This window comes from Alteromonas aestuariivivens (genome assembly GCF_003367475.1).
Lineage (GTDB): Bacteria > Pseudomonadota > Gammaproteobacteria > Enterobacterales > Alteromonadaceae > Alteromonas > Alteromonas aestuariivivens.
In genome coordinates, this window is the sequence record NZ_QRHA01000003.1 from 70,537 (window position 1) to 96,399 (window position 25,863).

Below are 25,863 nucleotides of genomic sequence, written 5' to 3' on the forward strand. Positions count from 1 at the left end.
GCGGCCCACGTGTAATTTTCACAGCGGAGCACAATAGAACAGACAATCGCGGGTGGCTATCTCGCGGTTGGTTGTTGCCATGAAAATCTGCATTGAGACGTTACAGAAAACCCGATTCCCCTCGCGATAGAACAACTGCCCTGAGCGATCGTTTCCATTGGCATCGTTCACCCTAAACGGCATCCCCGCCCCACTGAACCAGCCAATAAATTCACCGGCAGTTACAGCCCCGGAATTCAGGCTCTCAACATCCCGCCGCAGAGTAAAGTCTGCGGTGATAAGCTGAAAATTCTCAAAGTCCGCAGAATACTCTCTTTGCAACTCAACCCGATAGGGATTGCGGTAAACGTAGAGATCCGCGTTTGAAACTTCAGCCAGTGCATTTTCATCCAACAAGCGCGATATGCCATCGAAGGCCAGTTGATGGGCATGTTCCTGATGTGCACCACCGCATTCAATCGTGACAACCGGGAATTCAACCGCGAGTTCCATGAGCGCGCCAACCCGTGTATCGGTAACTATCAGATGGCGGGTAAAATATGCAGCAAGCTGGTGCACGGAATGTCGCTGGTGAACACTGACGGCAAAAGACGGGCTGCTACCAGACGTATTATGCATATCCAGGCACCATTCCGGCGCAAGTTTGGTAATAAGTTCCTTAATCTGGCCGGCTCGGCGGGCAACCGGATTCCGTTCGTCAGCGGTATCAAAATAACGATTCAGATCCGCATCATCGTTAACAAAACGCTGGGAAAACAAGGGCTCGGCCAACGCCCCCTCCACATTGCAAAATATCAGCCGGACATTGGTACTGGGAACACAGCCAGTTTTTAGCCAACGATGCAACGCCAGAAAACCCGAAGGTTCATTACCGTGGATCAGCGTAGTGATCACCCGCCAGCGGCCAGTATCCCGGCCACTGATATCCACAACGGTAAAACCCTCCAGCTGATGCAAAAAACGTAAAGGGTCCGGTTCAACTGGCTGCCCCGGTTTGAATTTTATGTGGCGGGGTTGTTCCAAAAACGTGTTCACCGCCACAGCTGCTCCCAGTGCGCCACAGGTTCCCCGGCGTACTGATGTTCATAATAACGTTCCAGCATAAGTTGGCATGCCTTCTCATCAGAATAGCTTTTTTTGTAATGCTGATAGGTTTTCTTGGTCCAAATGGCTCCATTTACCCCTGTTACAAGCCTGCGGTGAATGATGTTGAGGAATTTATCCCGCTCACTCAATTCAACTCCCAACTGGCTTAAACCATCATTGGCGATCCTAAGCATTTCGTCCACGGCACTGGTTATGGCCACTTCAACCGGTTTATTCTGATATTTTTGTGGCCATAAAATGCTGGCGTTGAGACTCTGCTTTGCCGCACGGTAGAAATTGTACTCTGCGTAGTCAAACGGCAGCCGGGCCAGGTATTCATCAACGTTTTCTTTCAGGCCCGAAATCATGCCTACGGCAAATGCTGCATTTGCTGCCATGTCAATTGCGCTTGGGCCTGCGGGCAATGCCCTCTGCTCCACCCTGAGATGGCCGTTGCCATGATGATCGTAAATTGCCCGGTTCCAGGGCCAGGTAGTCCCCATATGCAGGTTAAGTTCTGCCAACACCGGAGGATCCACAGCCGGATCTTCATCGAACAGTTGAGGCAGTATGGGATCATAAAGATTGACCGTTTCCGCAAAGACTTCCCAGGCACTTTTACGTACCCAGCCTTTACCAAACGTGACTCTTGAGGGTGGCCGCCAGCTTCCGTCCTTGTGTATGCGGCTGTCGATAGACTGTTTAAACAATGCCACACGGGTTTCGTCCCACAGGCATTTATGCATGAAAACCCCCGAATTGGCCCCCATCGCCACCGACATGGCCAGTGTCAGTTGTGATGCATTGAACACATCGGCGAATTCTTCTGGTTTGGCGGTTAAATGTACCTGCATAGAAGTATTGGCACCCTCAACCACAATTTCCGGTGTGGTGAAATTCAGTGACTCATCGCCATTTATCCTGATTTCAAATTGCTGCCCTCTGCGCCGGAGCAGTTCCCGCGACAACGCCCGGTATCGCCCCTCCCGGGTCATGTATTCACCGGTGAGTTTCTCTTCGCGCATAGTGGGCAGTGTGCCAATTGCCAGCGGCTTCACATCCAATTGTCTGGCTGCACCCAGCAGCTTTTGATACTTATCGAGCATTTCCAGCACCATGGCGCTGAAAGGCGTGCCCTGTGCGGGCACCGGAGAAAGATTGAGTTCCAGATTGTATTGATTCAATTCGGTTTGAAACTGATTGTCGCCCAGTAAATCAATCAGTTGCTGGTTTACTGGGTTAACTTCGCCGTGTGAATCCAACAGATATATCTCAATTTCGGCACCCAGGCTCGGGGGTTGCTGGCCGAAATTCGGTTGGGTAATAGCAGACTTCAGGCGGTCGGCCTGTTGGTGGATCCGCTGGTTAAAAGCTTCAAAATCAGCGCTGGTGAACTCCCGGTTTTCGAGTTTACGTCCCATGCCTGGCTCCTTTTGAATGGCCAGTTTTAGCATAACAGAACCGGGTAATTTTTAAACGCGCAGGCGCGTTTATGTGGCAGGGTTGCTGGTTGATCTGTGCCCTGCACTTTCGCAGGGCACAGATCACCGGATCACTTCAGTTTAGAGGTTGCTTTCGAACAATTTATAAATACGGCGGTACTCATCCAGCCAGGAACTGGGCTGCACAAAACCATGAGGTTCCACCGGGTAAATGGCTGTTTCAAAATCCGTTTTTTCAAGCTCAATCAAACGCTGAACCAAACGCACGGTATCCAGAAAGAACACGTTATCGTCCACCATTGGAGCATTGATCAGCAGTGGTTTTTCGAGCCCTTCTGCGAAATAAATCGGCGAACTGCGTTCAAACGCAATGGGATCAACATCCGGCGTATTCAGAATATTGGACGTGTACCCCGTATTGTAATGCGCCCAGTCAGTAACCGGACGCAATGCTGCTCCTGCCTGGAATAGTTCAGGTGCGGTAAACATGGACATAAACGTCAGGAAACCACCATAAGAGCCGCCATAAGTACCAATACGCTCGCGATCAACGTTGGCATTGCTTACCAGCCATTCAATGCCCTCGCGCAAATCCTGCACTTCCGGTGTCCCCATCTGGCGGTAAATCGCAGTGCGCCAATCCCGGCCGTAGCCAGCGGAAGCGCGGTAATCCATATCCAGCACTACGTAACCCTGTTGCGCCAGCATACTGTGGAACATGTATTCACGGAAATAGCCTGACCAGCCCAAATGGCTGTTTTGCAGGTAACCGGCACCATGATTGAATACCACCGCCCGACGAGGCTCACCCTGCAGATAGTCTTCGGGTAAATACACCCGTGCATAAATGGGTTGGGCTGTGTAGGACGAAGGTATGGCCACAACCTGCGGCGCGGTCCATGGCAATGCCAGGAATTCGTCACTCACGGTATCGGTAATCTGTTGAGCGCTGGCACCAGACTCAGCGGCTTGCAGATAAAGCTCCGGCGGCCTGCTGACTGTGCTGTGAGTAAGCAGCAGATTTTGTTCATCGGGGCTCAGTACGTAATCGGTCATACCATTCAGATCGGTCAGGGCTTCGTGTTGGCCGCTGTGTAAATCCACACGGTATATCTCGTAAATGCCCGGGTGCTTTTTATTTGCTTTGAAATACGCGTAGCGATCGTCGCTGGTAAGGGTTGGATCACTGACCACGTACTGGCCACTGGTCATGGCCCTTGGAGCCTGCCCGGGTGTCTGCACATACAGATGGGAATAACCGCTATGTTCAGACAGGAAATACAGTTTTTCCGACTGATTCAGCCAGCCAAACTCGTTGAAGTAATAGTTCACCCAGGCATCGTCATGCAAGCGATGCTGATTGACCAATGTTTTCCGGTCGAAATCAACCGTCGCAATCCAGCGATCCTTGTTGTCCCAGGCTTCCAGCATCAGCGCGACCTGCTCGCCATTGGCGTGCCAGCGTATAGATGGCTCACCCCAATAGCCCCCCTCCATCAGCATGATGTCTCTGGGCAAACGGTTTATCTGGTAGGTTTCACCCTTGGCCTTGGCATTTTCAGCCTTTACTTCGGCCAGCACATCTTCGTTGTAACCAGGCAGGGAGACAAATGACAACGGCGATTTTTTGCCGCTGACCAGGTCAACATACCAGACATCATGATTAACCGATTCCGCGTCGGCCACGCGGCGACGCACTTTTTTCGATGCGATGCGCCCATCTTCCTGAATATAGTGAGGCATGATGTCGGAGTCATCCCGCCATGCAACGTCCTTGGAGGTAACGAAGATGGCTTTGTCCCCTTTGGGGGAAACAGTTACCGCTACCAGCTGATCACCTTCGTTAAAGTAAACCGGATCAGGTGCAGCCGCAGGGCTGGCTTTTGCCAAAGCCTGCTCGTGATCCGCAATAGCCTGCTTGTCGCGCCGCTGTTTGGCAATGTACTCGATAAGACTGATTTGCTCCCCTGCAATATAATCCTTGGGTTCACTGACGGCCTCAGGTTTTTTCTTAAACTGCCAGCTGACTAACTGCTGGCGATGGCCGGATTGCAGATTGATAGCGATAATGCGGTTGCCCTGCTGAGCCATCAGGCGATTATCGGTCATAAAACGCAGGTGTTTAAGTGGCTCTCCTCCCCGCGTGATTTGCGCCACCGAGCCATCCTGGAACTGCACAAACACACTGTCTTCCACGCGAAAGGCAATCAGGGAACCTTCGGCGCTGGTTACCTTTTCATCAAAACGGTACAGATGCTGTTCTGATAGGGATACCTCGCTGGCGGACTGGGGTGCAGTAACCTTGGCGGCATAGACCGCTTTAACCGGACTGCCGGGCAACTTGCGTTCATAAACCAGTGCGCTGCCATCCAGTGACCAGCCGGGAGATTGGGGCTGACGACCCAACCAGTCCGGATCCGACATGATTTTTTCAAGAGTGATTATGCCGGAAGGGCTGACAGACTGGTCAGGAACCGGCTGGACCACAGTTGGCCCCACCTGCTGGTAGGTGCCGGAAGTTTGAGGTGCTGGGCCGGTGGCAGGCGCTTCTGTCGTTGAAACACAGGCAGACAACCCGGTTACCAGCCCCACTGTCGCCACAAATGTTGAAATTTTTTTCATATTATTGTCGGTCTTATAGCTGTACGGAATATCCCGACCATTATACTCAAGGCCTGCCTGCAACGGTCAAGCTTCGTCTACGTCAGCGGGTCAATCGTCTTGCGAAGTGATCGGAATGGGCGCAAACTTCGAATCAGGAAGGTCGATGATCTGATTCGGTCAACCGACATTTTTACGCATAAAACGGAAGCATAAACAATGAAAAAGATGATTTTAGCTGTGACTGTAGCGTTGCTCTCGGCCCCCACCTTTGCCTCAGAGTGCCCTTCAGTACTGAAATTTGTGAAACGTAAACTCAATTCACAGGAAACGGTTAACCTGTGCAGTGAATATCAGGGGAAGACACTACTGATTGTAAATACCGCCAGCTATTGTGGCTTTACCCCCCAGTTCGAAGGGCTGGAAGCCATGTATGAAAAATACAAAGATAAGAATTTTGCCGTTCTGGGTTTCCCTTCCCACGATTTTAACCAGGAAGCCAAAGATGAAGGCAAAACCGCGGAACTGTGCGAACTGACCTACGGCGTGAAGTTTCCCATGTTTGAACCCATCGCCGTCAAGGGTGACGACGCCGACCCTTTGTACCGGATGTTAAGCGAAGCCACCGGTGAAGAACCCAGCTGGAACTTCAATAAGTATCTGGTCGACAAAGACGGCAACATTGTCAAACACTATGGCAGCCGTGTAAAACCTACCGATGAAACTTTGGTTGAGGACATTGAGCGTTCACTGGCAATGTAACTCGCATAAAAAAGCCCCGCAGTCCTGCGGGGCAATCAAGCACACTCAACTTGGAACACACTTTAGCGGGAACGCCATCTGCACCGTTTGCATTAGCTCAGGATGAGATAACGTTTTTTGCTAACTGCATAGGGTTAGTCAGCCCCTCAGGCAATAAGTTCAACAATTTTTTGCTTTGCTTGAATTAATGCAGCTTCGGCGGATTTTTCACCCATATTAAGGCCTTCCGCGTAAACAAAACGGACGTCAGTGAGCCCAATAAATCCGAGGAAATGCTTCAGATACTGGCTTTGGGTATCCAGTTCGGTGCCCTGATACATCCCGCCCCGGGTTGCAAAAATGGTTACCCGCTTGCCTTCCAGTAACCCAACCGGGCCACTTTCTGTATAACGGAAAGTCACACCCGCGCGGGCGATTCGATCGAACCACGCTTTTAACACCGACGGAATTCCGAAATTGTACATGGGTACCGCCAGAACAATCTCGTCCGCCGCCTTTACCTCTTCAATCAAAAGGTCTGACTGGGATGCCAGTACCTCCTGCTCCTCTGTCCGGGTGTTTGCCGGCGTCATCCAGGCTGCCATCTCTTCAGCACTGAGATGACCAAGCTCACCCGACGACAGGTTGCGTTCAACCACACTGACACCTGACCTGCCTGACAGAGATGCCACATAGTCTTTGGCAAGCTGGCTGGAATGGCCGGAAGCCCCGTTTATGCTGGAATAGATCACTAGAATATTAGACATGCTTTGCTCTCCTTAATCTCAATACGGCTGAGTGTAGAAAAAACAAAACAGAACTAAAATTGCTTTAATTGGCTTAATTCATTCGAATTAGCAGAACGGATATTCAGGAATGGGGGTTGGATGAGGTGCAAGCATGGTGACCCCGCATTGTGATGGTACGAAACCGAGTTTGCCAAAACACAATCGCGAGAACATGACAATGAATCAGGATCACGTAGCTTGCAAAAAAAGATGATAACATCGTTAATTGAAAGATGCTCATCCGATGACAACTTTTTTACAAAAATTTCCCGGATGAGCGTAGGGCCTTTGGTGACAGGCTGTTATGCAAAGAAATCCAGTGCCTGGGCAAAATCGGCCACCAGGTCGTCAGTGTCTTCAATGCCCACCGACACCCGAATCATGGTCTCGCTGATGCCCATTCTGGCCCGTTCTTCCGGCCCATTTTCGTGGAATATGGTTGCCGCAACCGGCAACGCCAGTGTGCGATTATCGCCCAGATGCGTCGCACAGATAACTAATTTAAGCTGGTTCAAAAATTCAACCGGGTCGATATCATCAGTAACATCCAGGCTCAAAATGGCGCCGTAACCACCGGTTAGGTGCTCCCTAGCCAGAAAATGCTGTGGGTGATCGGCCAGCCCTGGATAGTATACCGCTTTGACCTTTGCATGGCTTTCTAGGAAAGTCGCCAGCCTCAGTGCGTTGGTGCAACTGCGCTGCAGCCGTAAAGCCAGAGTTTCAAGGCCAATGGATATACTGTGTGCCGACGCAGGAGCCAGCGTTGCACCCATGTCCCGCAAGCCTTTCTTTTTAATCTGGGTTAAGCCCCACTGAGCTGGCTCGCCAACCTGGTAGCCCGGTGCAATATTGCTAAAGCTGCGCCAGTCGAAGTTACCGGTATCAACAATCACCCCACCCAGCACGTTGCCATGCCCGGCGATATATTTAGTCAGAGAATTCACCACTAACGAGGCTTTCATGTTTTTCGCACTGAGCAAAGGTGGTGGCGTCATGGTGTTATCAACGATCAGCAATAACCCTCGCTCTTCACAATAGCGCCCTATCGCCTGCACATCGGCAACCTGGGTTACGGGGTTGGCCACTGTTTCAGTGAACACAGCTCGGGTATTGGGCTGGTAAGCCTGTTTCACGCACTGCACGTCGGTCACATCGACAAAACTGATCTGAACACCAAAATCCATCAGGGTATTCATCAAACTGCGGGTATTACCAAACAGGAACTGGCTGACAATCAGATGATCGCCGTGCCTGAACAGAGACAAAAAGGTCGCACTGATTGCTGCCATACCGGTCGCAAAACACAATGCGCCCACGCCGCCTTCCAGATCATTGATTATCTCCTGCAGCGCACTTACCGAAGGTGAGGAAGATCGTGAATACACATGCCCGGGAACCTTGCCCTGAAACACATCAATGATGCCCTGGGCATCTTCAAATTCAAACAATACCGAATTGCTGGTACTGGTATGCACCGCGCCCGATTGGGGTTTATTCAGGCGTCGGTCGGCATGCACCTGGCGGGTAGTAAATCCCTGCTTTGTCACGCTTTTGGCTCCGTTACTAAACATTTTTCTGGAAATTTGGCTGCAACGTTAGCATAAAATGCATAAAGAGTTTGCATTTGATTGTCGATATTGTCGGAAGGTAAAAGCACCGGGCCGAACAACACCCGTTTTCTGGCATAGTCAAAGCCAACACATTGCAAAGGTATGTCCGCTTTGTGGGCAATCAGCACACTGCCCTTTTTCCATGGGTAAACCGGGCTTCGGGTGCCTTCTGGCGCGATAACCAGCAAAATTTTGTGCTGCTTGCGAATTGCCTCTGCAATCGACTCCACCATACCGTGAGCCTGCCTTCGTTCAACAGGAATGCCGCCCAAGCGGGTAAACAAACCGCCCAGTGGCGAATTAAACAATGTGTGTTTACCGAAAAAAGACACCTTCAAACGCAACGCAAACAGGATAAAAACACCAAGCACAAAATCCCAGTTTGAAGTATGCGGCGCTACCGTGCACACCAGTTTTTCGCTGTTGTGCATTTCCCCTTCAATTTGCCAGCCAAACTTTTCCAGGCACCACTGGCAGACTCGAGATATTAATGTTGCGTCTCTTCGTGGGATCCTATCGGGCACTACCGCAGAACAGATTTTATGAACTGTGTTTGTCATTGGCACTCACCTCCTGCTCTGTAAACCCCTCTAAGATTGCCCCTCTCGGGCCTTGCTGCCAATGCGGATTGTTACCATAATGCGCTAACCGGAATTTGGGGCCAAACGCATGTGTATCCTATTTATCGCCTACCGACAAAGAGCAGACTTTCCCCTTATTATTGCTGCCAATCGCGATGAATTCCATCAACGGGCAACGGCCCCCAGCCAGTTTTGGCCAGAAAACCCTGATTTGCTGGCAGGCCGGGATTTAAAGGCCGGAGGCACATGGATGGGGGTTACGCGTAACGGATTCATCAGTGCTTTAACCAACATCCGGGAACCTCTTAGGCAAAATGACAAGGCCCGCAGCCGCGGAGAAGTGTGTGCCGGTTACCTGCACAATCCGCTCCCCCACCATCAGCAATTGAGCCAGTTAGTATCGCAACGCGCAGAGTTCAACGGCTACAATTTTCTGTTTGGTCACTGGTCAAAACCGGGTGTCTACAACAACCGCTACAACCAATACCAAAGTCTGGCGCCAGGTATACACGGGTTGTCCAACGCCCAGCTCAATAGCCCGTGGCCAAAAGTAACCAAGGGCATGCAGGCCCTTTCCCAATATTGCCAGCAGCAACGTGCAATACAGTGTGAGGATTTATTTGAACTACTGCGCAACGACGAACTTGCAGAAGACGAATTTTTGCCCGATACCGGCGTGGGCTACGAGTGGGAAAAAGCACTCTCAGCCATCTTCATCCGCAGCCCACAATATGGCACCCGCAGCTCAACCCTGCTGTTAATCAATTCAACCGGTCTGGCCTACTGGCAGGAGCGTACATTCAACCCAAATGGTGGGCTAAGCCATTGTCAGGAATTCGAATTTCCACTGGCTGAAAGTCAAAAGCGTACATAATCCCAATAATTTTACGGTTGCCTCTCGTTTTTTATTTCATCAGTGGCATAATGCCGAGCTCGCTTAATTATCACGCAACGTGAGGAACTATCGTGTTTGAAGTATTACCGCCTCTGGCTCCCGATCCGATTCTTGGTCTGTCTGCAGCTTATCGAGAAGATAGCAACCCGAATAAAATTGATTTGGGTGTGGGCGTTTACAAAGACGAACAAGGTAATACGCCGATCCTGACATCGGTGGCAAAGGCACAACGTATTCTGCTGGAGAAAGAAACCAGCAAAACCTACATCACCCCCCAGGGTAATCAGGGTTTTATTGACGGCATGCTTGCATTGCTGTTGGGTGAAAGCAGCCCGGTCCTATTGGCAGACCGGGTAGCTGCGGTTCAGGCCCCCGGTGGCTGTGGTGCGCTGCGCATATTGTCAGAATTGCTTGCACGTTGCTCAGACAAAACCCGTGTTTGGGTTAGCGACCCGACCTGGGCCAACCACATTCCACTGATTGGCTCTGCTGGTCTGGCTCTGGAAACCTACCCCTATTTCGATAAAGCCACTGCAGGCATTCGCTTTGACGCCATGATGGAAACGCTCAAGCAAACGCAAAAGGGTGACGTAGTGCTGCTGCACGGTTGCTGCCACAACCCCACCGGCGCCGATTTAACCAAAGAACAGTGGAATGCCATTCTGGAACTGGCCAAGGAACGTGAATTCCTGCCATTTATCGATGTTGCCTACCTGGGCTTTGGCGAAGGTCTGGAAGAAGATGCCTATGGCATACGTCTGCTGGTCGAAAATCTGCCGGAAGTGATTATTGCAGCGTCCTGCAGCAAAAACTTTGGTCTGTATCGTGAACGGGTGGGTCTGGCTGCTATCGTTACCGAAGACAGCACAACCCGTAAAATCGCACAAAGCCAAATTCAGTCGGTTGCCCGTGGCAGCTATTCCATGCCCCCCAGTTACGGCGGCGCTCTGGTCGACATCATTCTGGCCAACGCCAATCTTAAGCAGGAATGGGTTGGCGAAGTGAACGAAATGCGCACGCGTATGCAATCCCTGCGCGCCATGCTGGTCGACAAACTGGCCGAATACGGTGCACAAAAAGACTTCGGTTTCGTGAACGAGCAAAAAGGCATGTTCTCATTCCTGTGCATTACCCCTGAGCAGGTCAAGGAAGTCCGTGCCAAGCACAGTGTGTACTTCGTTGAATCCAGCCGCGTCAACATTGCCGGTATTAACCAGCACAACGTTGATGCACTGGCTAAAGCGCTGGTTTCAGTGCTGTAACAAAGCTAAGGTGCAACAACAAAGGGCCGCTGTAAAGGCGGCTCTTGCGTAAAACGTAAGTGATACAACCAAGGCATTACCTCGAAGAGGTGAATCAAAGAGAGTTCGATTATTCGAAAGTGCTTTTTTGCATTGCCATTCAGTTAGTGTGCTTCGGCTATTACCAGGTGTGCTTGGAGTACCCAAGCGAACCCAGACCTAATTAAACCTGAAGTATTCACCGCCGCTTTGAATGAATAGTGGCTCATGACCGCCGATAAAGCGATAGTCTGCTAAAGACAAGGAACGGACGTTCAACGATTAGTTGTGGCACGCAAACAGCGCGTTGTTAGAAATAACATACCTACCAACCCTCCAAGTGTGTACCTACCTCTTTGCCTTTTTCAGTATCGTCCTTAGCTAAATAACCGAAACGATTATGCTCATTTCGCATACTAAGCCGATGAAACGCAATACAAAAAAACAAATACACCAACCAGAAAAATAACAAAAGCCCACTGAATAGTAGGGTCTTCTCGATTGGCCCTAGGCCATCCCTAAAAAAGACAATTGGGATGCCAATTAACGCGACTAGCCAAGATATATGAAGAAACGATACTTTTGCGGCAGTCCTTATAATTGCCGAATTGTAGTAAGACAATGGCAACTCCTTCTGGTACTTCTCACTCCGTACTATGCGGAAAAATTTAACGATAGCTGTGCCGTGTCAGGCACCCTCATCCGGCTCAGCATCGAAGGAGCCAGGAATCTGTTCGTCACATGTTTCATAGGCCAAAATATCTTTCTCATTCCAAATGTCAAAATGGTCGATTACATCTAAATAATGAGCAGATTTACGAACATTAATCGCTAAGTATGTTTCATCCCATCTTTCTAATGAGCAATCCAAATCGCGAATTTGTTCAATATAATATTCTTGCTTTTGCCTATCGATTGATTTATCAAAGATTATTCTGAGTGTACGGTTACCACTTCGTGCTACTACATCTGTGATTTCTAAAACGCCGTCATCGTCCGAATAGGCTTTTACTTCATCCTTAAAATTTAACGAATATGAAAAGAATGGAACATTTTCTAGCCGATAAATATCGTTCCCTAAAGGTTCTGCCCACATAGACTCCCCACCAATCATCCAATGATTGGGTAAAGAAACGTGAACTTTAACTAATCCTTCATTACTCATTTAGATGTCTAGCACCTTAATATTGAGAATTGATAGTAACACCCGTTTCCACTGAAAAACTATGTTCTGAGTTTTCGTGGGCAGGGTTCAATGTCTGCTATACGCAATGCCATGCCGCCCTGCAAGCGTTACCAAGTGGCTTCATCAGACAAGGAGCGGACATTCAGTAACGCCCGTTAACGGGCGAGCGTAGTTTGTGTGTCCGTGCCAGCTCTGTTTGCTGGCGTTGTTCTTTCACGGCTTGTTATAAGCCATAGCGAAGACGTCCTTGTTCAACTTTGCTTAAGACAATTAATCAGAGTCACCGCCACAACCAGAGCCTTCGTTACCAGAATACAAATTACCGCTTCCAGTGGAGTCTTTTACTGGATTGCCTGCACTACCGGCCGCGAAGGAGCCTCTTATTGAAAAGTGAACGATTAATGGCCCAAGTAAAGGAATTAGCCAATTCAAAAGCGCATATAAATACTTGGAATAACTTCTGACGAATAAAGTATCTTTAAAGGCGACTGAATTCAGAAACGCCCACACTATATGTATTCCAATTAAAACAGCAATTATGTAGGCCGGTGTCATTTTTTAAATCCGATGACTGATTTAAAAGACATTTTTGCAACAAATATTTTATTAAGCCAACTTGAAGGAGAGACTGCCGCCAACAACCCAATAACAACAAATAAGCCCATAAAAATAACAGCATCCAACTTTACCGAATACTCATTAGTAGGAACTCCGTTGTAAGTTATCGTGGCCTCAGGGTCCATCAAGATACCCAAAAACTGGTAAAGCATAAAACCACCGATAAGAATAAACCAAAATCCGATGAACCTGGCACCTTTTCGAAATCGCTTCATTGCCTTTAGTTGACGAGTATCCAATAGTTCCTCCATGACGTATAACAATTTAATAGTGCGTGAGCTGCGCGTTTTTCTACCGAGTATGTGTTCATTTTTTATCCATAGTGCCAGAACAACTCTTTTTCTGAAAGCCAAAGGAGGCATTGGCTGTAAGGAAGCAGGACATTCCTGCGCAGTTTTGAGGTTGGCTGAAATTCACCGAAAAATGAGATGTATTTAATATAGCGCCAGCGTCTGCAATACGTACGATGCCGAACTACAAGCTTCACCTGCCGACTCAGTTAGACAATAGCCGGACAGTCAACCCCCCACTAAGGGGCGATAACACATGGGCTAAAATTAGGAACGAAGTGACGCAGCCCATGTGTTAGCGTCCCAGCGAGCGAAGCGAGAGCTTTGAGTGGCTTGTTAGGTGCCATTTGTACTGCCACTATTGTTTTTAGCATGCTGCCAACAAAAATGACCAAGCGGAAACAGCATGAGCAAAATAAAAATACTTAAGAAACCGTTTTCCAAGTCTCCTGATACAAACCTAAATATGATACCCGCCAATGCGCCTAAACCAACAACTGAAAATATGACAATGATGGATATTGGCGAAAACAAGCGAGTATGTTGTTTGGAGGTTTGAAAAATAAGTTGATAGCTTAACTTGGCAAACCAAATAGCCAGAAGCAGTAAAACAAAAATGAAACCGATTATTTGAACAGATAAGGGAGCGGTTTTGTTTAGGAGTAAAAAGCCAATTAACGCAAAAAAAGCTAATGATATTGCAGAGGTAACTAAGCCAATACCTGCACGATAAAAGTTACCAATTTGGTTATCCAAATCCATATTAATTCCTTGTATGGCACCTAACGCCCCAAGCAGGGGCAATAACACGTAGGCTAAAATACGGAACGAAGTGACGGGAGCCTACGTGTTAGTGTCCCGCTGACTTGGTTTGTTATGTTTGTTACATTTCGTGCAAATTACCGCAGTGATGACACGGAAGCTCACGACTACGCATGATATTTATTAACTCACCAAAATCTTGATACCACCACCCTTTCCCTTTGACAAATTCAGGGCGACGTTTTCCTTTAGGCAATACAAGTATTCTCTTTGAGCATTTTGGACACTTTTGAAACGCGCCCCAAACGTAGATCGGTGCAGCCCACATGAACAAAAACGCTAAAACAAAGAGAATATAAATCACTAAAACTTTTTCAAACGGCTTATATATTACAGCGATTGGAGCAATAGGGAGAATCAACATAAATAGTGCTCGCCCAAAGAGCTGGGTACCAAAGCAAAGATTTACTGAAAGCCTATTTAACATCGGACAACCTTACAAGAAACATAACAGCTTATTACTGAGACTTCATAGTAACACCGGTTTCCCCTGAAAAAACATGTTCTGTGTTTTCATGGGAAGGGTTAAATGACTGCTATACGTATGGAGCTGCCTGGCAGCGAGCACCGACGGGCATCAATAGACAAGGAGCGGACGGTCAACACCCGCATAAAGGGCGATAACACATGGGCTAAAATTAGGAACGAAGTGACGCAGCCCATGTGTTAACGTCCCAGCGAGCTTGCGAGCGATTTAATGCGTTTGTTATATCGCACTTACAGTGAATTAGTTCCGACCAGATCTGACACATCTTCTTGAAAAGTTGAGAGTTACCCGTTTTGATAAAGGTGTCGAATCTTTAATCAAAACAAAATAGGTAACTCTCATGTTGCATACTAGCAATCCAATCATTAAACACAAAGCAGGACTGTTAAATCTGGCTGAAGAGCTGGGCAATGTATCGAAGGCCTGTAAAGTGATGGGCGTGTCCCGCGATACATTCTATCGGTATCAGGAACTGGTTGAGGAAGGCGGAGTCGATTCGCTATTAACCGTTCAAGACGCACACCTAATCTCAAAAACAGAGTCGATGAAGAGACCGAGCAGGCCGTCAGAGCACACGCTATTGCGTTTCCTGCACACGGTCAGGCGAGAACCAGTAATGAGCTGCGTAAAGTAGGCGTGTTCGTTTCAGGCAGCGGTGTTCGTTCGATATGGCTCAGGCATAATCTGGAAAACTTCAAAAAGCGACTTGCTGCACTGGAAGCCAAGGTTGAAAGTGATGGCATCATTCTGACAGATGAGCAGGTTGCCGCGCTTGAGAAGAAAAAGCAGGACGACGAGGCCTGCGGTGAAATTGAAACGCACCATCCCGGCTACCTAGGCTCGCAAGATACCTTCTACGTCGGCAACCTCAAAGGTGTCGGCCGCATTTACCAGCAAACCTTCGTCGATACCTACAGTAAAATTGCGTTCGCCAAGCTCTACACGACCAAAACGCCAATCACCTCGGCCGATATACTCAACGACAGAGTATTGCCGTTCTTTGAGGCGCAGGAGCTGCCGATGCTGAGAATACTGACAGACAGGGGTACAGAATACTGCGGCAAAGTAGAACAGCATGATTATCAGCTTTACTTAGCCATCAACGATATCGACCACACAAAAACCAAGGCGCGACATCCGCAAACCAATGGGATCTGTGAGCGATTCCACAAAACCATCCTGAATGAATTCTATCAGGTCACCTTCCGCAAAAAGCTCTATGACTCGCTGGAAGCATTACAGAAAGATCTGGACGAGTGGCTGGAATACTACAACAATGGAAGGACTCATCAGGGCAAAATGTGCTGCGGTAGAACGCCAATGGAAACATTAACCGATGGGAAGCAGATTTGGGCTGAGAAGAACTTAGCTCAAAGCTAATCTGACACTGGCACCGTAAAACGGGTAACTGTCAGATCAGGTCTGAGCTAGTACACTTACAGTGTTGATCTAGCGAACTCAAGCGATTGACCTCTTTCCTCAACTGACAACTGTTTTCTAATTTTCTCAGCAGCATCAAGAGCATCGGTATAAACATTTTTATCCGATTCATCTAGTTCGTCGAATTTTTCTGCGACCATGAAAACTGATTCATACCAGCCTAAAGCTTTTATGGCATCTTTTTGCTTGAAAGCAGGATCTGAATAAGCAAACCCCAAATGCCTTCTAGCTTCAAAATCCCCTTTCTTAACCGCCTCTTTCCAGTTATTTACGGCTAAAATTTTATTCTCTTTTACACCTAACCCTTGGTAATAAAGAAAATTTAAAGTACTTTGTGCCATTGCCTTCAACGAGTCATCACCTTCAAATCGACCCTCAGCTTTAGTTGCATATTGCCAGTGCGCGGCCGCAACAGAGTAAACATGATTTCGATAAGCTTGAGTTCCCATATAGAACTGGCATTCTATATCGGTATATTCAATTTCTTCCAAATACTCAATATTGCACTTTTCTGCGTAAACGACATTTGTTGTGAGAAGGCTGACAAGTAGAGCGACCAATTTATACATTTAAACTTTCCATGCGATATAACATTTAAATGAAGCGGCCCCTAAGAACCGCTTATTAATTTTTAGTGGACTGCATGGCACCGTGGTTACTGCTTGGGGTAGCCATACCTACCAGGATTCTCAAAAATTGTTGCCACAGCCACCATTGCCTCTTCCCTAGAGATCTCTGCACGCTGTAATAGAGCAACTGCTTCTTTTTGATTGCATGACGAAATGGCCGCATCAAACTCCTCCATGATACCGACATGGAAAAGACGTTCATTGATAGCCATTCCAGCGAGTTTGCTCATAGTCACCTTGAAGCCCTATAACGCCCCAAGCAGGGGCAATAACACGTAGGCTAAAATCCGGAACGAAGTGACGGGAGCCTACGTGTTAGTGTCCCGCTGACTTGGTTTGTTATATTTTCAGTTAAATATTACCGGCACGCTGACTGAGATTCCGCATCCTTCGCCGTAGGAAAACTCTAAGGTTTGATTACGAACCATTTCACCAGCAACGGTATACCAAGTAACTTTTTTACCGTCTTCATCGTAAGTTTGTAAAGGCACAAATAAAAATGGGGACTCGGAGTTACCGAAAATTAAAACAACATTTTCAAACTCACGATCATCTAGACTGCTAGGTGCGATTACTTCAACAACATAATCCCCATCAGACATTCTAGATTTAACATCGATAAGAGATTGATACTTTTGATTCCAAAGAAAAAAGTCTTCATCTGTTGCAATACAAGTTGTAGCTTCGGCTGTACCGCATAGAAACAAGCAAAATAAAACCCATTTCATTAGCATGTTACTCCGAAAATATAACAATTTAATAGTGCGCAAATTGCGCGTTTTTCTACCGAGCCTGTGCTCGTTTTTATCTATAGTGCCATGCTCGTCATGTTTATCAAAGCCAAGCATAACAATGGCTGTAAGTTGCTTGGTCTGATTATTAGTTAGACATAAACGCGCGATTGGGTCGTTTTTCTGAATATGGGGGAAAGTGATCAAACTTGTACATAACTACAGGTATGTCGCTTAGCATTTGCAATGCATAATTCGTGGTCAGCAATCGCTACAAATCATGTCGCCCAGAGACCGCTTCCTAGGCCATTCGAAACACTGTAGCTGCCCGAATTACAACTGTCTGCTTCACGTACTGTTATGACGCACAGCAAGCGTTACCAGGCGGCCCCATCAGACAAACAGCAGACGTTCAACGCCCAACTTAGGGGCAATAACACGCAGGCTAAACTGGGAGCGGAGCGACTGGGCCTGCGTGTTATTGTCCCAGTGAGCGCCAGCGAACGGCTACAGTTGTTTGTTAGCTGCTCTTCGCAAATGCCAATTTAGTGCCAAACCCAATAAATACAATACCTGTAACTGAGTTTAACCAAACTTTAAATTTAGGGTGGTTAGTTGCACTTTTAACCTTGGCAAGAGTAAATACCATTGCTGAAAACCATACAACATTAACTATTGCGTGGGCCGTAACAAGAGAATACGCACTGAACGCGCTACCATCTGCGGGCATGAATTGCGGAAAAGCAGCGAGGTAGAATATTGACACTTTAGGGTTAAGGGAATTAGTTAAAAAGCCTTCAAAGAACGCACCTTTTGTAGATACTGGTTTTTGTTGCAACTCCGGCTCTAAATTATGTACAACTGAATTTTGACTAACAGCGTTTCTAAGCGCTTTTACACCCAGCCAAATTAAATAGGCAGCCCCCAGCATTTTAAAAACAAAAAAGGCGTTTGCAGATTGTACCAATAGAATAGATATACCAAATATTGATAGCGTACCATGGACATAAAAAGCTGCCACAAAACCTGCAACATTGGCTAGACCTGCGCGATGCCCAGATAGAGGCACTGTTTTGGCAATAAGAAACCCATTAGGGCCAGGAGAAATTACGAGCAACGTTGCAACAGCGATAAACGTAAGAATATTGTTTAAATCCATTTCAAATCTCCGAAAAAAGAACAAATGCTAAACGGCAGCTAACATTTAAATGAAGCGGACCCTAAGAACCGCTTATTAATTTATAAGCCATTGTTAAAACTGCCTTGTTTAGTCTTTTTATAGTTTAACCACATTGCAAGTGAAAGAACAATGCCACCGGCCAATATTAGAAGGGCCCTGTTTGTTTGAGTTGACTGTAGTATGGGCGCAACCGTGTTGAGCCATAATGGGAAAAAGAAAGCGAATGGAATGACCGCGCAAATAAAAACAGCAAAAAAGAAATAGCAAATGGCGTTGTTAGCTAACCCTGATGGGGTTGGCCAACCGAAGCGAAGGTTTAACGACTTGTGACCTTTAATCAACAAGTTTACTGCGACTAAATAGATGGCAGCGCCAATTGTAAAAATGAATATTTCCATGGCCTTAAACTGGCTTATAACACTAAGCTCTAACGAATCCCCTCATAAATTAAAGCAGATTCAATAACATGGACACGCATGGCGCGATTTGATCTAATTTATTTCGCCAAAAACAATTCAGAACATCACACCATGCGTGACATCGCCATATTACATGATTTGCTTCAATATCAATGCCCTAATTTGCACCAAAAGCGTCTGAACTCGCTAATGGTCGCGGTGAAATCGTTGCTGGACGGGCAGCAACTGTCGCTTACGGAGCTGGGCCGCAATGTTACGGGCAACGTAGCGGCCAAACACAACATCAAACGGATTGACCGTTTGCTTGGGAACCGGGCCTTGTATCAGGAGCGTCTGGACATTTATCGCTGGCACGCGCGGTTGCTGTGTGGTGCCAATCCGATGCCGATAATCCTGATTGATTGGTCGGATGTACGGGAGCAGATGCGCCATCAAACCTTGAGGGCTTCTGTCAGTTTTGAAGGGCGTTCGGTAACCCTGTACGAGCGGGTATTCTCGTTTTCGGAATATAACTCTCCAGTCAGTCACAACCCATTCCTGCGTGAACTGGCGGCCATATTGCCGGCGACCTGCTGCCCATTAATAATCACGGATGCAGGCTATCGGAATCCCTGGTTTCGGGAGGTGGCAAAGCATGGCTGAGGCGGGTGCGCGGTGAAGTTGGATTCAAGTTGCAAGGCAGTGAAACCTGGCGCAGCAATAAATCCTATTATCCCTCTGCAAACGCCAAGGCCCGGTACCTGGGGTTGGGTGAGCTAGGCCGCAAGAGCCCCATCAACGCGCACTTGCATTTATACAAGGCAAAGCCCAAAGGGCGGCAGGACAGCCGATCATCCAAAGCAGGACGAAACCACACCGCCCAGCAAAGTTATCGGGATGGCAGCAAAGAGCCCTGGTTGCTGGCGACCAATCTACCAGCGTCGGCCATGACCTCAAAACAGCTAGTGAACCTGTATGCCAAACGGATGCAGATAGAAGAAAGTTTCCGGGATCTCAAAAGTCCACAGTATGGATTGGGCCTGCGTCACAGTAACAGTCGCTGTACCAAGCGCTTCGATATTCTGCTGCTCATCGCCATGCTGGCTGAGTGGCTGCTAAGACTGATCGGAATGGTAGCGCACAAACACCAGTGGCAGAGGGCGTTTCAGGCCAACACCATCCGGCATCGGCCGGTACTCTCGTTGATCCGCCTGGGCAGAGAAGTACGAAAACGAAGGCGGGATTATCCAGTTTCAACGGTTGAAATTCGGTGGGCAATCGACCAGTACATTCGGAGAATTCACGTCACTGGAGTGCCAGAATTATGAGGGGATCCCCCAGCGCCTCATTAAGAGGCAATAAAATAGCTGGTTAAAATTAGCGAGGCACGAGCAAAAACCAGCTGTTTTTTGTCCTGCTTGAATGACTTGTTAGGCATACCCTTCAATATGAGTACAATTTACTTTTGTAAAAACCCTTTGTCCTTTTATATATTCATAGTTTTCATGAAAAAAGCTCAAAGTAATATATGAACTAGGATCGACATTATAATGCCTGATTTTAAGATCTAAATTTAGCTCAGATATTAAATCAGAATATTGTGTAAAAGATATAGGATATTTAACGCCTTCCAAGCTTTTTAACGCATTGAATTGGTTATCATTATAATTTAAGTAAAGGTAAAGCCAATTACCAAATTTCTTTTTAGATGTTTTATTGGAAAAGTTATCAATTTCTTTAAGGTGACTGGTAGAAAGTCGGTTAATTATATTTTGACTCTCCTGACACAAAGGAGTGCAAAGAGAAGAATCACCGCTATCAAAATGTACCCTTTTTTTAATATTGCCTTTAAAGTCACAAAATACTTTATAAATGACAATATCTTGTAGTTTTTCTCCAAGTGTTTTGTTCGAAAATAGAACATCGAATTCATCCGCGTAAAGTGGATGTATAGATATTACTTTTCCAATTCCGTGCAATGTATCTACCCAATCTCCTGTTTTCACAAATTCCTCGCTATGCCTAACAGCTTATTACTGAGACTTCATAGTAACACCCGTTTCTCCTGAAAAACCATATTCTGTGTTTCATGGGAAAGGCAAAATGTCTGCTATACGTACAAAACAGCCCTTCACGATATAAGGTCTGAACAGCAGCGACTGGCACTTAAGCAGCCCTACATCGAGTAGAAACGATGCCAAGGGAATGTATCCAGGCATCGTGTTTGCTTTCCAAAACTCCAAACATTCCCATTGCAGGAATAATGCCTTGAGTACAGCACCGTTTTTTATGCATTACAGTCAGTCGATGACTGTAATGCATGGGGTACTCCTACGGCGCGATAATGCTTTGTTCGTAAGCAATTTTACGTATGTTTGCCTCAACGAAATAAAAATCGCCATAAACAATCGGTGTGCTGATTTCGCCGGCATTGCCCATATCTCCGGTAGCCTCGGCAAGCACAAATCCGTAATCAAAACTGTGCGGGCGGCTGTTGTTGCGGTCGGTTCGATACTGGGTGGTCAGTTCTGCCATAATATTGTCCGCCAGCGCCGCGTACTTTTCTTTTTCAGCGCGGTCATCAGCAATGGTTGCATAACGGTACAGTGCCGAGGCATAAAGGGCTGCAGCGGAGGTGTCACGGGGGATCTTCTGATGGCTCTGAGGGTAAGGTTCACTGCCACAGGGAACCAGTTTATCCCCCTGTAATACTGGCTCACCATACCAGTTTATCTTGCCTTGCAGGCGGTCCAGAGACTCCTGTGACAACAGCGAAGCATCCAGCGTTTGCGGGCGATAGCCTTTATAGGGCGTGATGTGCGCTTCCAGGCGCTTAGAACACAATTCCAGGATCCCGGAATAGACCGCCGTTTCCGGCGAGGTATTTTCAGCGTATTCATAGGCATTGTCGCGCGCAGCAAAAAAATCCCAGTACGGCACGTAACCGTCTTCCAGCAAATGCTCGATACTGCCGAGCAGGCGGTGTAAATGCGCGTTGAAATCCGGGAACTCTGATAAATCTATTTTGGCATTATCCATGGCTTCAACAATGGTCAGGTAACCATACAGCGACCACCCCTGCCCTCGCGCCCAGGCAGAAATGTTGCCGACCCCCTGCCAGTTTCCGGGCTTATTGGCACCGTAATCAAATACATGGTACGAAAGTGGGAACTGTTTTTTACTGTCAGACTCGTCATAAAAGTAATGATTGGCAAGAGTGGTTTTGGCGTGGGTAAACGCAATTTCATGGTAACGCTCGACATCACTGTCTAACAAATATTCCAGATTCATCATGTTGTCGATAATGACCGGGTAAGTCCAGGGGTTGGCCAGCGAATACAAACCGACAACCTGTTCTCCGTTCTCCACCGTGGTTAATTTCATGTTTGGTTCGAAATCCCAGGATTTGATCACACCTTTCTGGTCACTGTAACGGGCAGATAACGTGGCACGGCCGGTGTCCAGTAATTTCCGATACAGTTCGCGAGCTTGAGCATCCAGCCCTTCGTATTGCAAGGCTTCACCAAACGAATCGTACAGCATAAAGCCTAAATCGTGGGTGCTGCTCAGGGTGGCGTCGCCATACAGTGCCTGCTGAAAATATTTGGCACTGTTATACAGTTTTTGCTCCTCGCCACTCTGCCACTCAACATTCTCTTTGTTGGCGAGCAGTTTCCACATTAACCCGGGGAAAAAGCCGTTGGTCCATTTTTCATTTTTGTCCATGAAAATGCCACCGTGCTCCTCTGAGCGCGGTATGCAGATCATGGTTGGATCGGCTTCACAGGCAGGACGAAAATGGAGGTTGCGACCGTTTTCAATGTGGTCGATCATTTTCAGATACTGATTTTTGGCAAAAGTCAGGTTTGCCTGCGCCTGGCTCTCCGAAAAGGTTTCATCAGGCTGCACCGCTTGGGTTTGTTCAGATTTGTTGGTGCAACCCACAGCCATCAGCGTTGCCATAACCAAAGTAAACGATGTGCGTAATTTCATAATACTTGTAAATCCTTTAATTTCAGTTATCAGCAACCATATTGGAAGCGGCAGATCCCCCTCCAATACCCAGATCAATGATCTGCAAATACAGCGGTTGGCTACTGCCTGACTTTTTCTCCATCATATAAAAATACACTTTGCCATTAGCAATGTGCACCGTGCCATGATTGAAGGTTTTACCGCTCTGTGCATGGTATACAAGGGCAAAATTGTTAGTACCACCAATGCCTTTCTCGATAAACGGTCTGCCATCTTTTAAGCCGACAATGTAGATATCATTGCCCGCCGTATATATTTTGTCCGCGCCGGAAAAATCCTTTGTAGTGGTAAATTTCTTTGCACCCGCTGGCTTGTAGCTGTGCACGTTAACAGTCTGATTGTTCAGTTTGTCTTTTACCTTACCCACAATATGGATGTCCCCTCTGGCGGTTACATTCCAGTCAAAACCACCGGTAATGGACACCTGGTTCTTACCACTGGCCTCTACCAAATCACCGGGTTCACCTACTTTGATGGTGTCGGCATCCTGAACGGGAAAAACGGGTAAGGGCTTGCCTTCATGGGTTTTCCACTGGTCGCGGCCATCCGGGTGGTCAGAATAGGCGTAGTAAAAACCATTTTGATGGGAATACTTGTCTTCCTTGTTGGCCAGGCGGCGTTGAAACCCAACCCTCAGTTTTCCGTTTACGTATTTCATGTTGCCATACAAACCCCAGTCGTATGGCTGCCCATAGTTGCTGGCATCGGTAACATTGAAACGTATAAACGGCGACCATGTCTTATTATCAGCCTCGTATCTGGAAAACACGTAGCCGCCGTTATTGTCGCGCCCCTTACGCATGTACATTAACAAGGTACCGTCGGTATTGGTGAAAAATTTGGGGTAGGTCAAGCGGGAGTATTGTTCGTGATCTTCAACGCCAGTCAGGGAGAGGTGTTTGTAATCATCATTACCTTCACTTTTGGCGCTGGTATCTTTGACGAACTTATCCAGGGTAAATTCCGAATCGGGCAATGTGGCCGCGCCTGGAACACTGTAGGAATAGCGAAAATAATCATTGGCAAAACTGCCATCGCCGGGCCGGATGCGATCATAACCATGCATATCGTACAGCAGGTGAATGGTTCCATCGATTGGGCTTATTGCTACGGCTATGGTGTTGTGAGACTCGCCAATATGGCGAATGCCCTGCCACCCGGTATGCCGGTGAGGAAACTTAATGGTAGCAAGTGAACCGGTTAGCGTGTTGTACCGGGTTAACATTACGTGGCGGTTGTCTTTTCCGCCGTGATACCAGGTCAAAAACACGTAATCGCCAAAAGGTTTAACGCTGTCACCGTGAGCCGATATCTGCGGGCCAAAATAGTAGTCGTACTTCCCCTCTTTATTGTCGGGCGTACCGCGTTTGACTTTTACACCATCAAAATGCAGCGCAGAATCGGTTATTTTCACTTCCTGTTCCAGGGTAACCTCGGCACTAACCGTTGCAATACCACTGAGACATACCATCAGTAATAACTGTTTTTTCCAGTAATTCATCTTTTTATACACTTCCTGACTACAGACCAATCCAACAGAACAACCACGGTGTTCTGCCCTAATTGCCACCGGCTTGTTCTGTTTTGGTGGTAAAATAATCATTACCCCGATACTGGGACTGACTGGACCATTTTTCATTAACCCTGGGCAAATGTTGCGCCAGTTGCTGTTTTACCTGGGCATAGGCAGGGTCGCCCGCCAAATTGCGCCATTCTTCCTTGTCGATTTGATGATCATAGAGTTCTTCCGAACCGTCCTCATAACGGATGTAACGATAACGCTCGGTTTTTACCGCATGATTGTTTTCACCATAGGTGGTAACAGCAGCGTGCTGCCAGGGCGCATTCGGGTTGTGCAATAACGGAGTTAAATCTTTACCTTCGGTGTCGGGGTTTTCAGGCAAACCGCACATTTTTACCAGCGTGGGGTACAGGTCGAGCAAGCTCACTGGCTTGTTACTGACTTGTTTTTCCGACGATTTGGGGGGCTTTATAATGAGCGGTGTGCGGGTGGCCCGCTCCCACAACGTCATTTTGGCAAATTTGTCTTTCTCACCCAAATGGTACCCGTGGTCTCCCCACAAAACCACTGCCGTGTTGTTGGCATACTCACTGTTTTCCAGCGCATCCAGCACAATACCCACACAGGAATCCACGAAGGAAACACTGGCAAGGTAGGCCTGCACAATATTGCGGTACTCTCCGTTTTCCAGAGCCCACTGAGTAGTAGGCATCATGGGATGGTCTGAAATAATACGTGCAATTTCAGGCACATCGCTTAAATCTTCACTCATGTAAGGAGGCAAATACAAATCTTTGGCCGGGTGCATATCGAACCACTTTTGCGGCACATGCCAGGGCACATGCGGGCGTAAAAAGCCGCACGCCATAAAGAACGGTTTGTCGTGTTGCTGTTTCAGTTTATTGGCTATCCAATGCGCAGAATCAAAGTCCGGCATTTGATCATCGCGCTCCGGAAATGGGCCCCAATCGGTGCTGGTTTTGGGTTGATCCCATTTGAAGTTCTTCTCGGGGTATGGGCCGAACAGTTTTACCCGCCCACCAAAATCATCAAAACTTCCGTCTGCCACACTCTGGTGGAACACCTTACCCACAGCAGCGGTGTAATAACCGTGCTGTTTAAAATACTCACTTAAAAATACCGAATGGGCCGCTTTGTCGTTGGCTTTACGAATATTGTTATCTTCAATGTGACCGTAAATACCCGTGGTGGAAGGGGCGAGCCCGGTCATAATACTCGCACGGGAGGGGCCACATAAGGGCGCCGGCGCATGGGCGTTGGTAAACAGGGTCCCCTGATCGGCCAACTTGTCAATGTTAGGCGTTTTGGCATTTGGGTGCCCGCCCATTGCACCTACCCAATCGTTCAGGTCGTCCACAATCAGCATCAACACATTCGGGTACTGTTTTTTGAGTTCAGCCCAAACCTGAAAAGGCGTAAGCGCGGCACCAGCGCAGGCCGCTGTACCCAACATAAAGTTTCTTCTGCTTAGCATAATATC

Annotated in this window: 22 protein-coding genes and 2 pseudogenes; 5 read left to right on the forward strand and 19 right to left on the reverse strand. The window is 47.6% G+C overall.

All coding sequences use genetic code 11. The features are described from left to right. Window positions 1-18: 18 nt before the first annotated feature. The 3 genes from DXV75_RS04745 to DXV75_RS04755 form a co-directional block, all read right to left on the reverse strand. Window positions 19-1,041: a M14 family metallopeptidase gene (locus DXV75_RS04745; RefSeq protein WP_181898357.1), complete on the reverse strand. Its 1,023-nt coding sequence runs from the start codon at window positions 1,039-1,041 to the stop codon at window positions 19-21. Next, window positions 1,032-2,507, reverse strand: coding sequence for a glutamate-cysteine ligase family protein (locus DXV75_RS04750; RefSeq protein ID WP_115592253.1), 1,476 nt, complete (start codon window positions 2,505-2,507; stop codon window positions 1,032-1,034). Before DXV75_RS04750 ends, DXV75_RS04745 begins: the two co-directional genes overlap by 10 nt. Before the next feature lie 141 nt (window positions 2,508-2,648). Beyond that, window positions 2,649-5,150: a S9 family peptidase gene (locus DXV75_RS04755; RefSeq protein WP_115592492.1), complete on the reverse strand. Its 2,502-nt coding sequence runs from the start codon at window positions 5,148-5,150 to the stop codon at window positions 2,649-2,651. 198 nt (window positions 5,151-5,348) lie between these two features. On the opposite strand from DXV75_RS04755, the gene DXV75_RS04760 reads away from it, so the two are divergent. Then, window positions 5,349-5,891: a glutathione peroxidase gene (locus DXV75_RS04760; RefSeq protein WP_115592254.1), complete on the forward strand. Its 543-nt coding sequence runs from the start codon at window positions 5,349-5,351 to the stop codon at window positions 5,889-5,891. A gap of 146 nt (window positions 5,892-6,037) precedes the next feature. Here DXV75_RS04760 and DXV75_RS04765 read toward each other — a convergent pair whose 3' ends face one another. The 3 genes from DXV75_RS04765 to DXV75_RS04775 form a co-directional block, all read right to left on the reverse strand. Beyond that, window positions 6,038-6,637, reverse strand: a complete 600-nt coding sequence (locus tag DXV75_RS04765; protein ID WP_115592255.1) for an FMN-dependent NADH-azoreductase — start codon at window positions 6,635-6,637, stop codon at window positions 6,038-6,040. 323 nt (window positions 6,638-6,960) lie between these two features. Next, window positions 6,961-8,205 carry a cystathionine gamma-synthase family protein gene (locus DXV75_RS04770; protein WP_115592256.1) on the reverse strand — a complete coding sequence of 415 codons (1,245 nt, stop codon included), beginning with the start codon at window positions 8,203-8,205 and terminating at the stop codon, window positions 6,961-6,963. Continuing rightward, entirely contained in the window at window positions 8,202-8,828 is a 627-nt protein-coding gene (locus tag DXV75_RS04775) for a 1-acyl-sn-glycerol-3-phosphate acyltransferase (protein ID WP_115592257.1), read from the reverse strand. The genes DXV75_RS04770 and DXV75_RS04775 overlap by 4 nt, the downstream gene beginning before the upstream one ends. 109 nt (window positions 8,829-8,937) lie before the next feature. Between DXV75_RS04775 and DXV75_RS04780 the strand changes: the two genes are divergently transcribed. Continuing rightward, on the forward strand, window positions 8,938-9,723 hold the full coding sequence (locus DXV75_RS04780) for an NRDE family protein (RefSeq protein ID WP_115592258.1): 786 nt from the start codon (window positions 8,938-8,940) through the stop codon (window positions 9,721-9,723). 92 nt (window positions 9,724-9,815) lie between these two features. Next, the gene (locus DXV75_RS04785) at window positions 9,816-11,006 is read left to right on the forward strand and encodes an amino acid aminotransferase (protein ID WP_115592259.1); all 1,191 of its coding nucleotides are present in this window, start codon (window positions 9,816-9,818) and stop codon (window positions 11,004-11,006) included. A 706-nt stretch (window positions 11,007-11,712) separates the two neighbouring features. Here the strand turns inward: DXV75_RS04785 and DXV75_RS04795 are convergent. From DXV75_RS04795 to DXV75_RS04810, 4 genes are all read right to left on the reverse strand, one after another. Further along, complete coding sequence (locus DXV75_RS04795) at window positions 11,713-12,189, reverse strand: DUF4265 domain-containing protein (protein WP_115592261.1); 477 nt, start codon at window positions 12,187-12,189, stop codon at window positions 11,713-11,715. A 572-nt stretch (window positions 12,190-12,761) separates the two neighbouring features. Further along, window positions 12,762-13,067 carry a hypothetical protein gene (locus tag DXV75_RS04800; RefSeq protein WP_147291796.1) on the reverse strand — a complete coding sequence of 102 codons (306 nt, stop codon included), beginning with the start codon at window positions 13,065-13,067 and terminating at the stop codon, window positions 12,762-12,764. A gap of 387 nt (window positions 13,068-13,454) precedes the next feature. Further along, the gene (locus DXV75_RS04805; protein WP_115592263.1) at window positions 13,455-13,880 is read right to left on the reverse strand and encodes a hypothetical protein; all 426 of its coding nucleotides are present in this window, start codon (window positions 13,878-13,880) and stop codon (window positions 13,455-13,457) included. A gap of 121 nt (window positions 13,881-14,001) precedes the next feature. Beyond that, a complete protein-coding gene (locus DXV75_RS04810; RefSeq protein ID WP_115592264.1) occupies window positions 14,002-14,367 on the reverse strand; it encodes a hypothetical protein in 366 nt (121 codons plus the stop codon). Between the two features lie 400 nt (window positions 14,368-14,767). On the opposite strand from DXV75_RS04810, the pseudogene DXV75_RS04815 reads away from it, so the two are divergent. Next, a pseudogene (locus tag DXV75_RS04815) lies at window positions 14,768-15,807 on the forward strand (IS481 family transposase). A 56-nt stretch (window positions 15,808-15,863) separates the two neighbouring features. Here the strand turns inward: DXV75_RS04815 and DXV75_RS04820 are convergent. The 5 genes from DXV75_RS04820 to DXV75_RS04840 form a co-directional block, all read right to left on the reverse strand. Next, window positions 15,864-16,436 carry an SEL1-like repeat protein gene (locus DXV75_RS04820; RefSeq protein ID WP_115592265.1) on the reverse strand — a complete coding sequence of 191 codons (573 nt, stop codon included), beginning with the start codon at window positions 16,434-16,436 and terminating at the stop codon, window positions 15,864-15,866. An 86-nt stretch (window positions 16,437-16,522) separates the two neighbouring features. Then, window positions 16,523-16,726 carry a hypothetical protein gene (locus DXV75_RS04825; RefSeq protein WP_115592266.1) on the reverse strand — a complete coding sequence of 68 codons (204 nt, stop codon included), beginning with the start codon at window positions 16,724-16,726 and terminating at the stop codon, window positions 16,523-16,525. 117 nt (window positions 16,727-16,843) lie between these two features. Continuing rightward, a complete protein-coding gene (locus DXV75_RS04830; protein ID WP_115592267.1) occupies window positions 16,844-17,344 on the reverse strand; it encodes a hypothetical protein in 501 nt (166 codons plus the stop codon). Window positions 17,345-17,747: 403 nt separating this feature from the next. Next, window positions 17,748-18,386, reverse strand: coding sequence for a LysE family translocator (locus DXV75_RS04835; RefSeq protein ID WP_115592268.1), 639 nt, complete (start codon window positions 18,384-18,386; stop codon window positions 17,748-17,750). Between the two features lie 80 nt (window positions 18,387-18,466). Next, window positions 18,467-18,805, reverse strand: coding sequence for a hypothetical protein (locus DXV75_RS04840; protein ID WP_181898358.1), 339 nt, complete (start codon window positions 18,803-18,805; stop codon window positions 18,467-18,469). Window positions 18,806-19,015: 210 nt separating this feature from the next. Between DXV75_RS04840 and DXV75_RS04845 the strand changes: the two are divergent. Then, window positions 19,016-20,133, forward strand: a pseudogene (locus tag DXV75_RS04845) (IS4 family transposase). A 102-nt stretch (window positions 20,134-20,235) separates the two neighbouring features. Here the strand turns inward: DXV75_RS04845 and DXV75_RS04850 are convergent. From DXV75_RS04850 to DXV75_RS04865, 4 genes are all read right to left on the reverse strand, one after another. Beyond that, complete coding sequence (locus tag DXV75_RS04850) at window positions 20,236-20,811, reverse strand: hypothetical protein (RefSeq protein ID WP_115592269.1); 576 nt, start codon at window positions 20,809-20,811, stop codon at window positions 20,236-20,238. 325 nt (window positions 20,812-21,136) lie between these two features. After that, complete coding sequence (locus tag DXV75_RS04855) at window positions 21,137-22,798, reverse strand: hypothetical protein (protein WP_115592270.1); 1,662 nt, start codon at window positions 22,796-22,798, stop codon at window positions 21,137-21,139. Between the two features lie 22 nt (window positions 22,799-22,820). Then, complete coding sequence (locus DXV75_RS04860) at window positions 22,821-24,341, reverse strand: BNR-4 repeat-containing protein (RefSeq protein WP_181898359.1); 1,521 nt, start codon at window positions 24,339-24,341, stop codon at window positions 22,821-22,823. A 58-nt stretch (window positions 24,342-24,399) separates the two neighbouring features. Continuing rightward, the gene (locus DXV75_RS04865) at window positions 24,400-25,857 is read right to left on the reverse strand and encodes a sulfatase-like hydrolase/transferase (protein ID WP_181898360.1); all 1,458 of its coding nucleotides are present in this window, start codon (window positions 25,855-25,857) and stop codon (window positions 24,400-24,402) included. Window positions 25,858-25,863: the final 6 nt, after the last annotated feature.

Excerpts from the sequence above, each read along its gene's own strand:
- DXV75_RS04835 (WP_115592268.1), bottom strand. The coding sequence starts at position 18,386 with ATGGATTTAAACAATATTCTTACGTTTATCGCTGTTGCAACGTTGCTC.
- DXV75_RS04755 (WP_115592492.1), bottom strand. The coding sequence starts at position 5,150 with ATGAAAAAAATTTCAACATTTGTGGCGACAGTGGGGCTGGTAACCGGG.
- DXV75_RS04855 (WP_115592270.1), bottom strand. The coding sequence starts at position 22,798 with ATGAAATTACGCACATCGTTTACTTTGGTTATGGCAACGCTGATGGCT.
- DXV75_RS04780 (WP_115592258.1), top strand. The coding sequence starts at position 8,938 with ATGTGTATCCTATTTATCGCCTACCGACAAAGAGCAGACTTTCCCCTT.
- DXV75_RS04805 (WP_115592263.1), bottom strand. The coding sequence starts at position 13,880 with ATGGATTTGGATAACCAAATTGGTAACTTTTATCGTGCAGGTATTGGC.
- DXV75_RS04840 (WP_181898358.1), bottom strand. The coding sequence starts at position 18,805 with ATGGAAATATTCATTTTTACAATTGGCGCTGCCATCTATTTAGTCGCA.
- DXV75_RS04830 (WP_115592267.1), bottom strand. The coding sequence starts at position 17,344 with ATGCTTGGCTTTGATAAACATGACGAGCATGGCACTATAGATAAAAAC.
- DXV75_RS04810 (WP_115592264.1), bottom strand. The coding sequence starts at position 14,367 with ATGTTAAATAGGCTTTCAGTAAATCTTTGCTTTGGTACCCAGCTCTTT.
- DXV75_RS04820 (WP_115592265.1), bottom strand. The coding sequence starts at position 16,436 with ATGTATAAATTGGTCGCTCTACTTGTCAGCCTTCTCACAACAAATGTC.
- DXV75_RS04865 (WP_181898360.1), bottom strand. The coding sequence starts at position 25,857 with ATGCTAAGCAGAAGAAACTTTATGTTGGGTACAGCGGCCTGCGCTGGT.
- DXV75_RS04795 (WP_115592261.1), bottom strand. The coding sequence starts at position 12,189 with ATGAGTAATGAAGGATTAGTTAAAGTTCACGTTTCTTTACCCAATCAT.
- DXV75_RS04750 (WP_115592253.1), bottom strand. The coding sequence starts at position 2,507 with ATGGGACGTAAACTCGAAAACCGGGAGTTCACCAGCGCTGATTTTGAA.
- DXV75_RS04765 (WP_115592255.1), bottom strand. The coding sequence starts at position 6,637 with ATGTCTAATATTCTAGTGATCTATTCCAGCATAAACGGGGCTTCCGGC.
- DXV75_RS04860 (WP_181898359.1), bottom strand. The coding sequence starts at position 24,341 with ATGAATTACTGGAAAAAACAGTTATTACTGATGGTATGTCTCAGTGGT.
- DXV75_RS04760 (WP_115592254.1), top strand. The coding sequence starts at position 5,349 with ATGAAAAAGATGATTTTAGCTGTGACTGTAGCGTTGCTCTCGGCCCCC.
- DXV75_RS04775 (WP_115592257.1), bottom strand. The coding sequence starts at position 8,828 with ATGACAAACACAGTTCATAAAATCTGTTCTGCGGTAGTGCCCGATAGG.
- DXV75_RS04825 (WP_115592266.1), bottom strand. The coding sequence starts at position 16,726 with ATGAGCAAACTCGCTGGAATGGCTATCAATGAACGTCTTTTCCATGTC.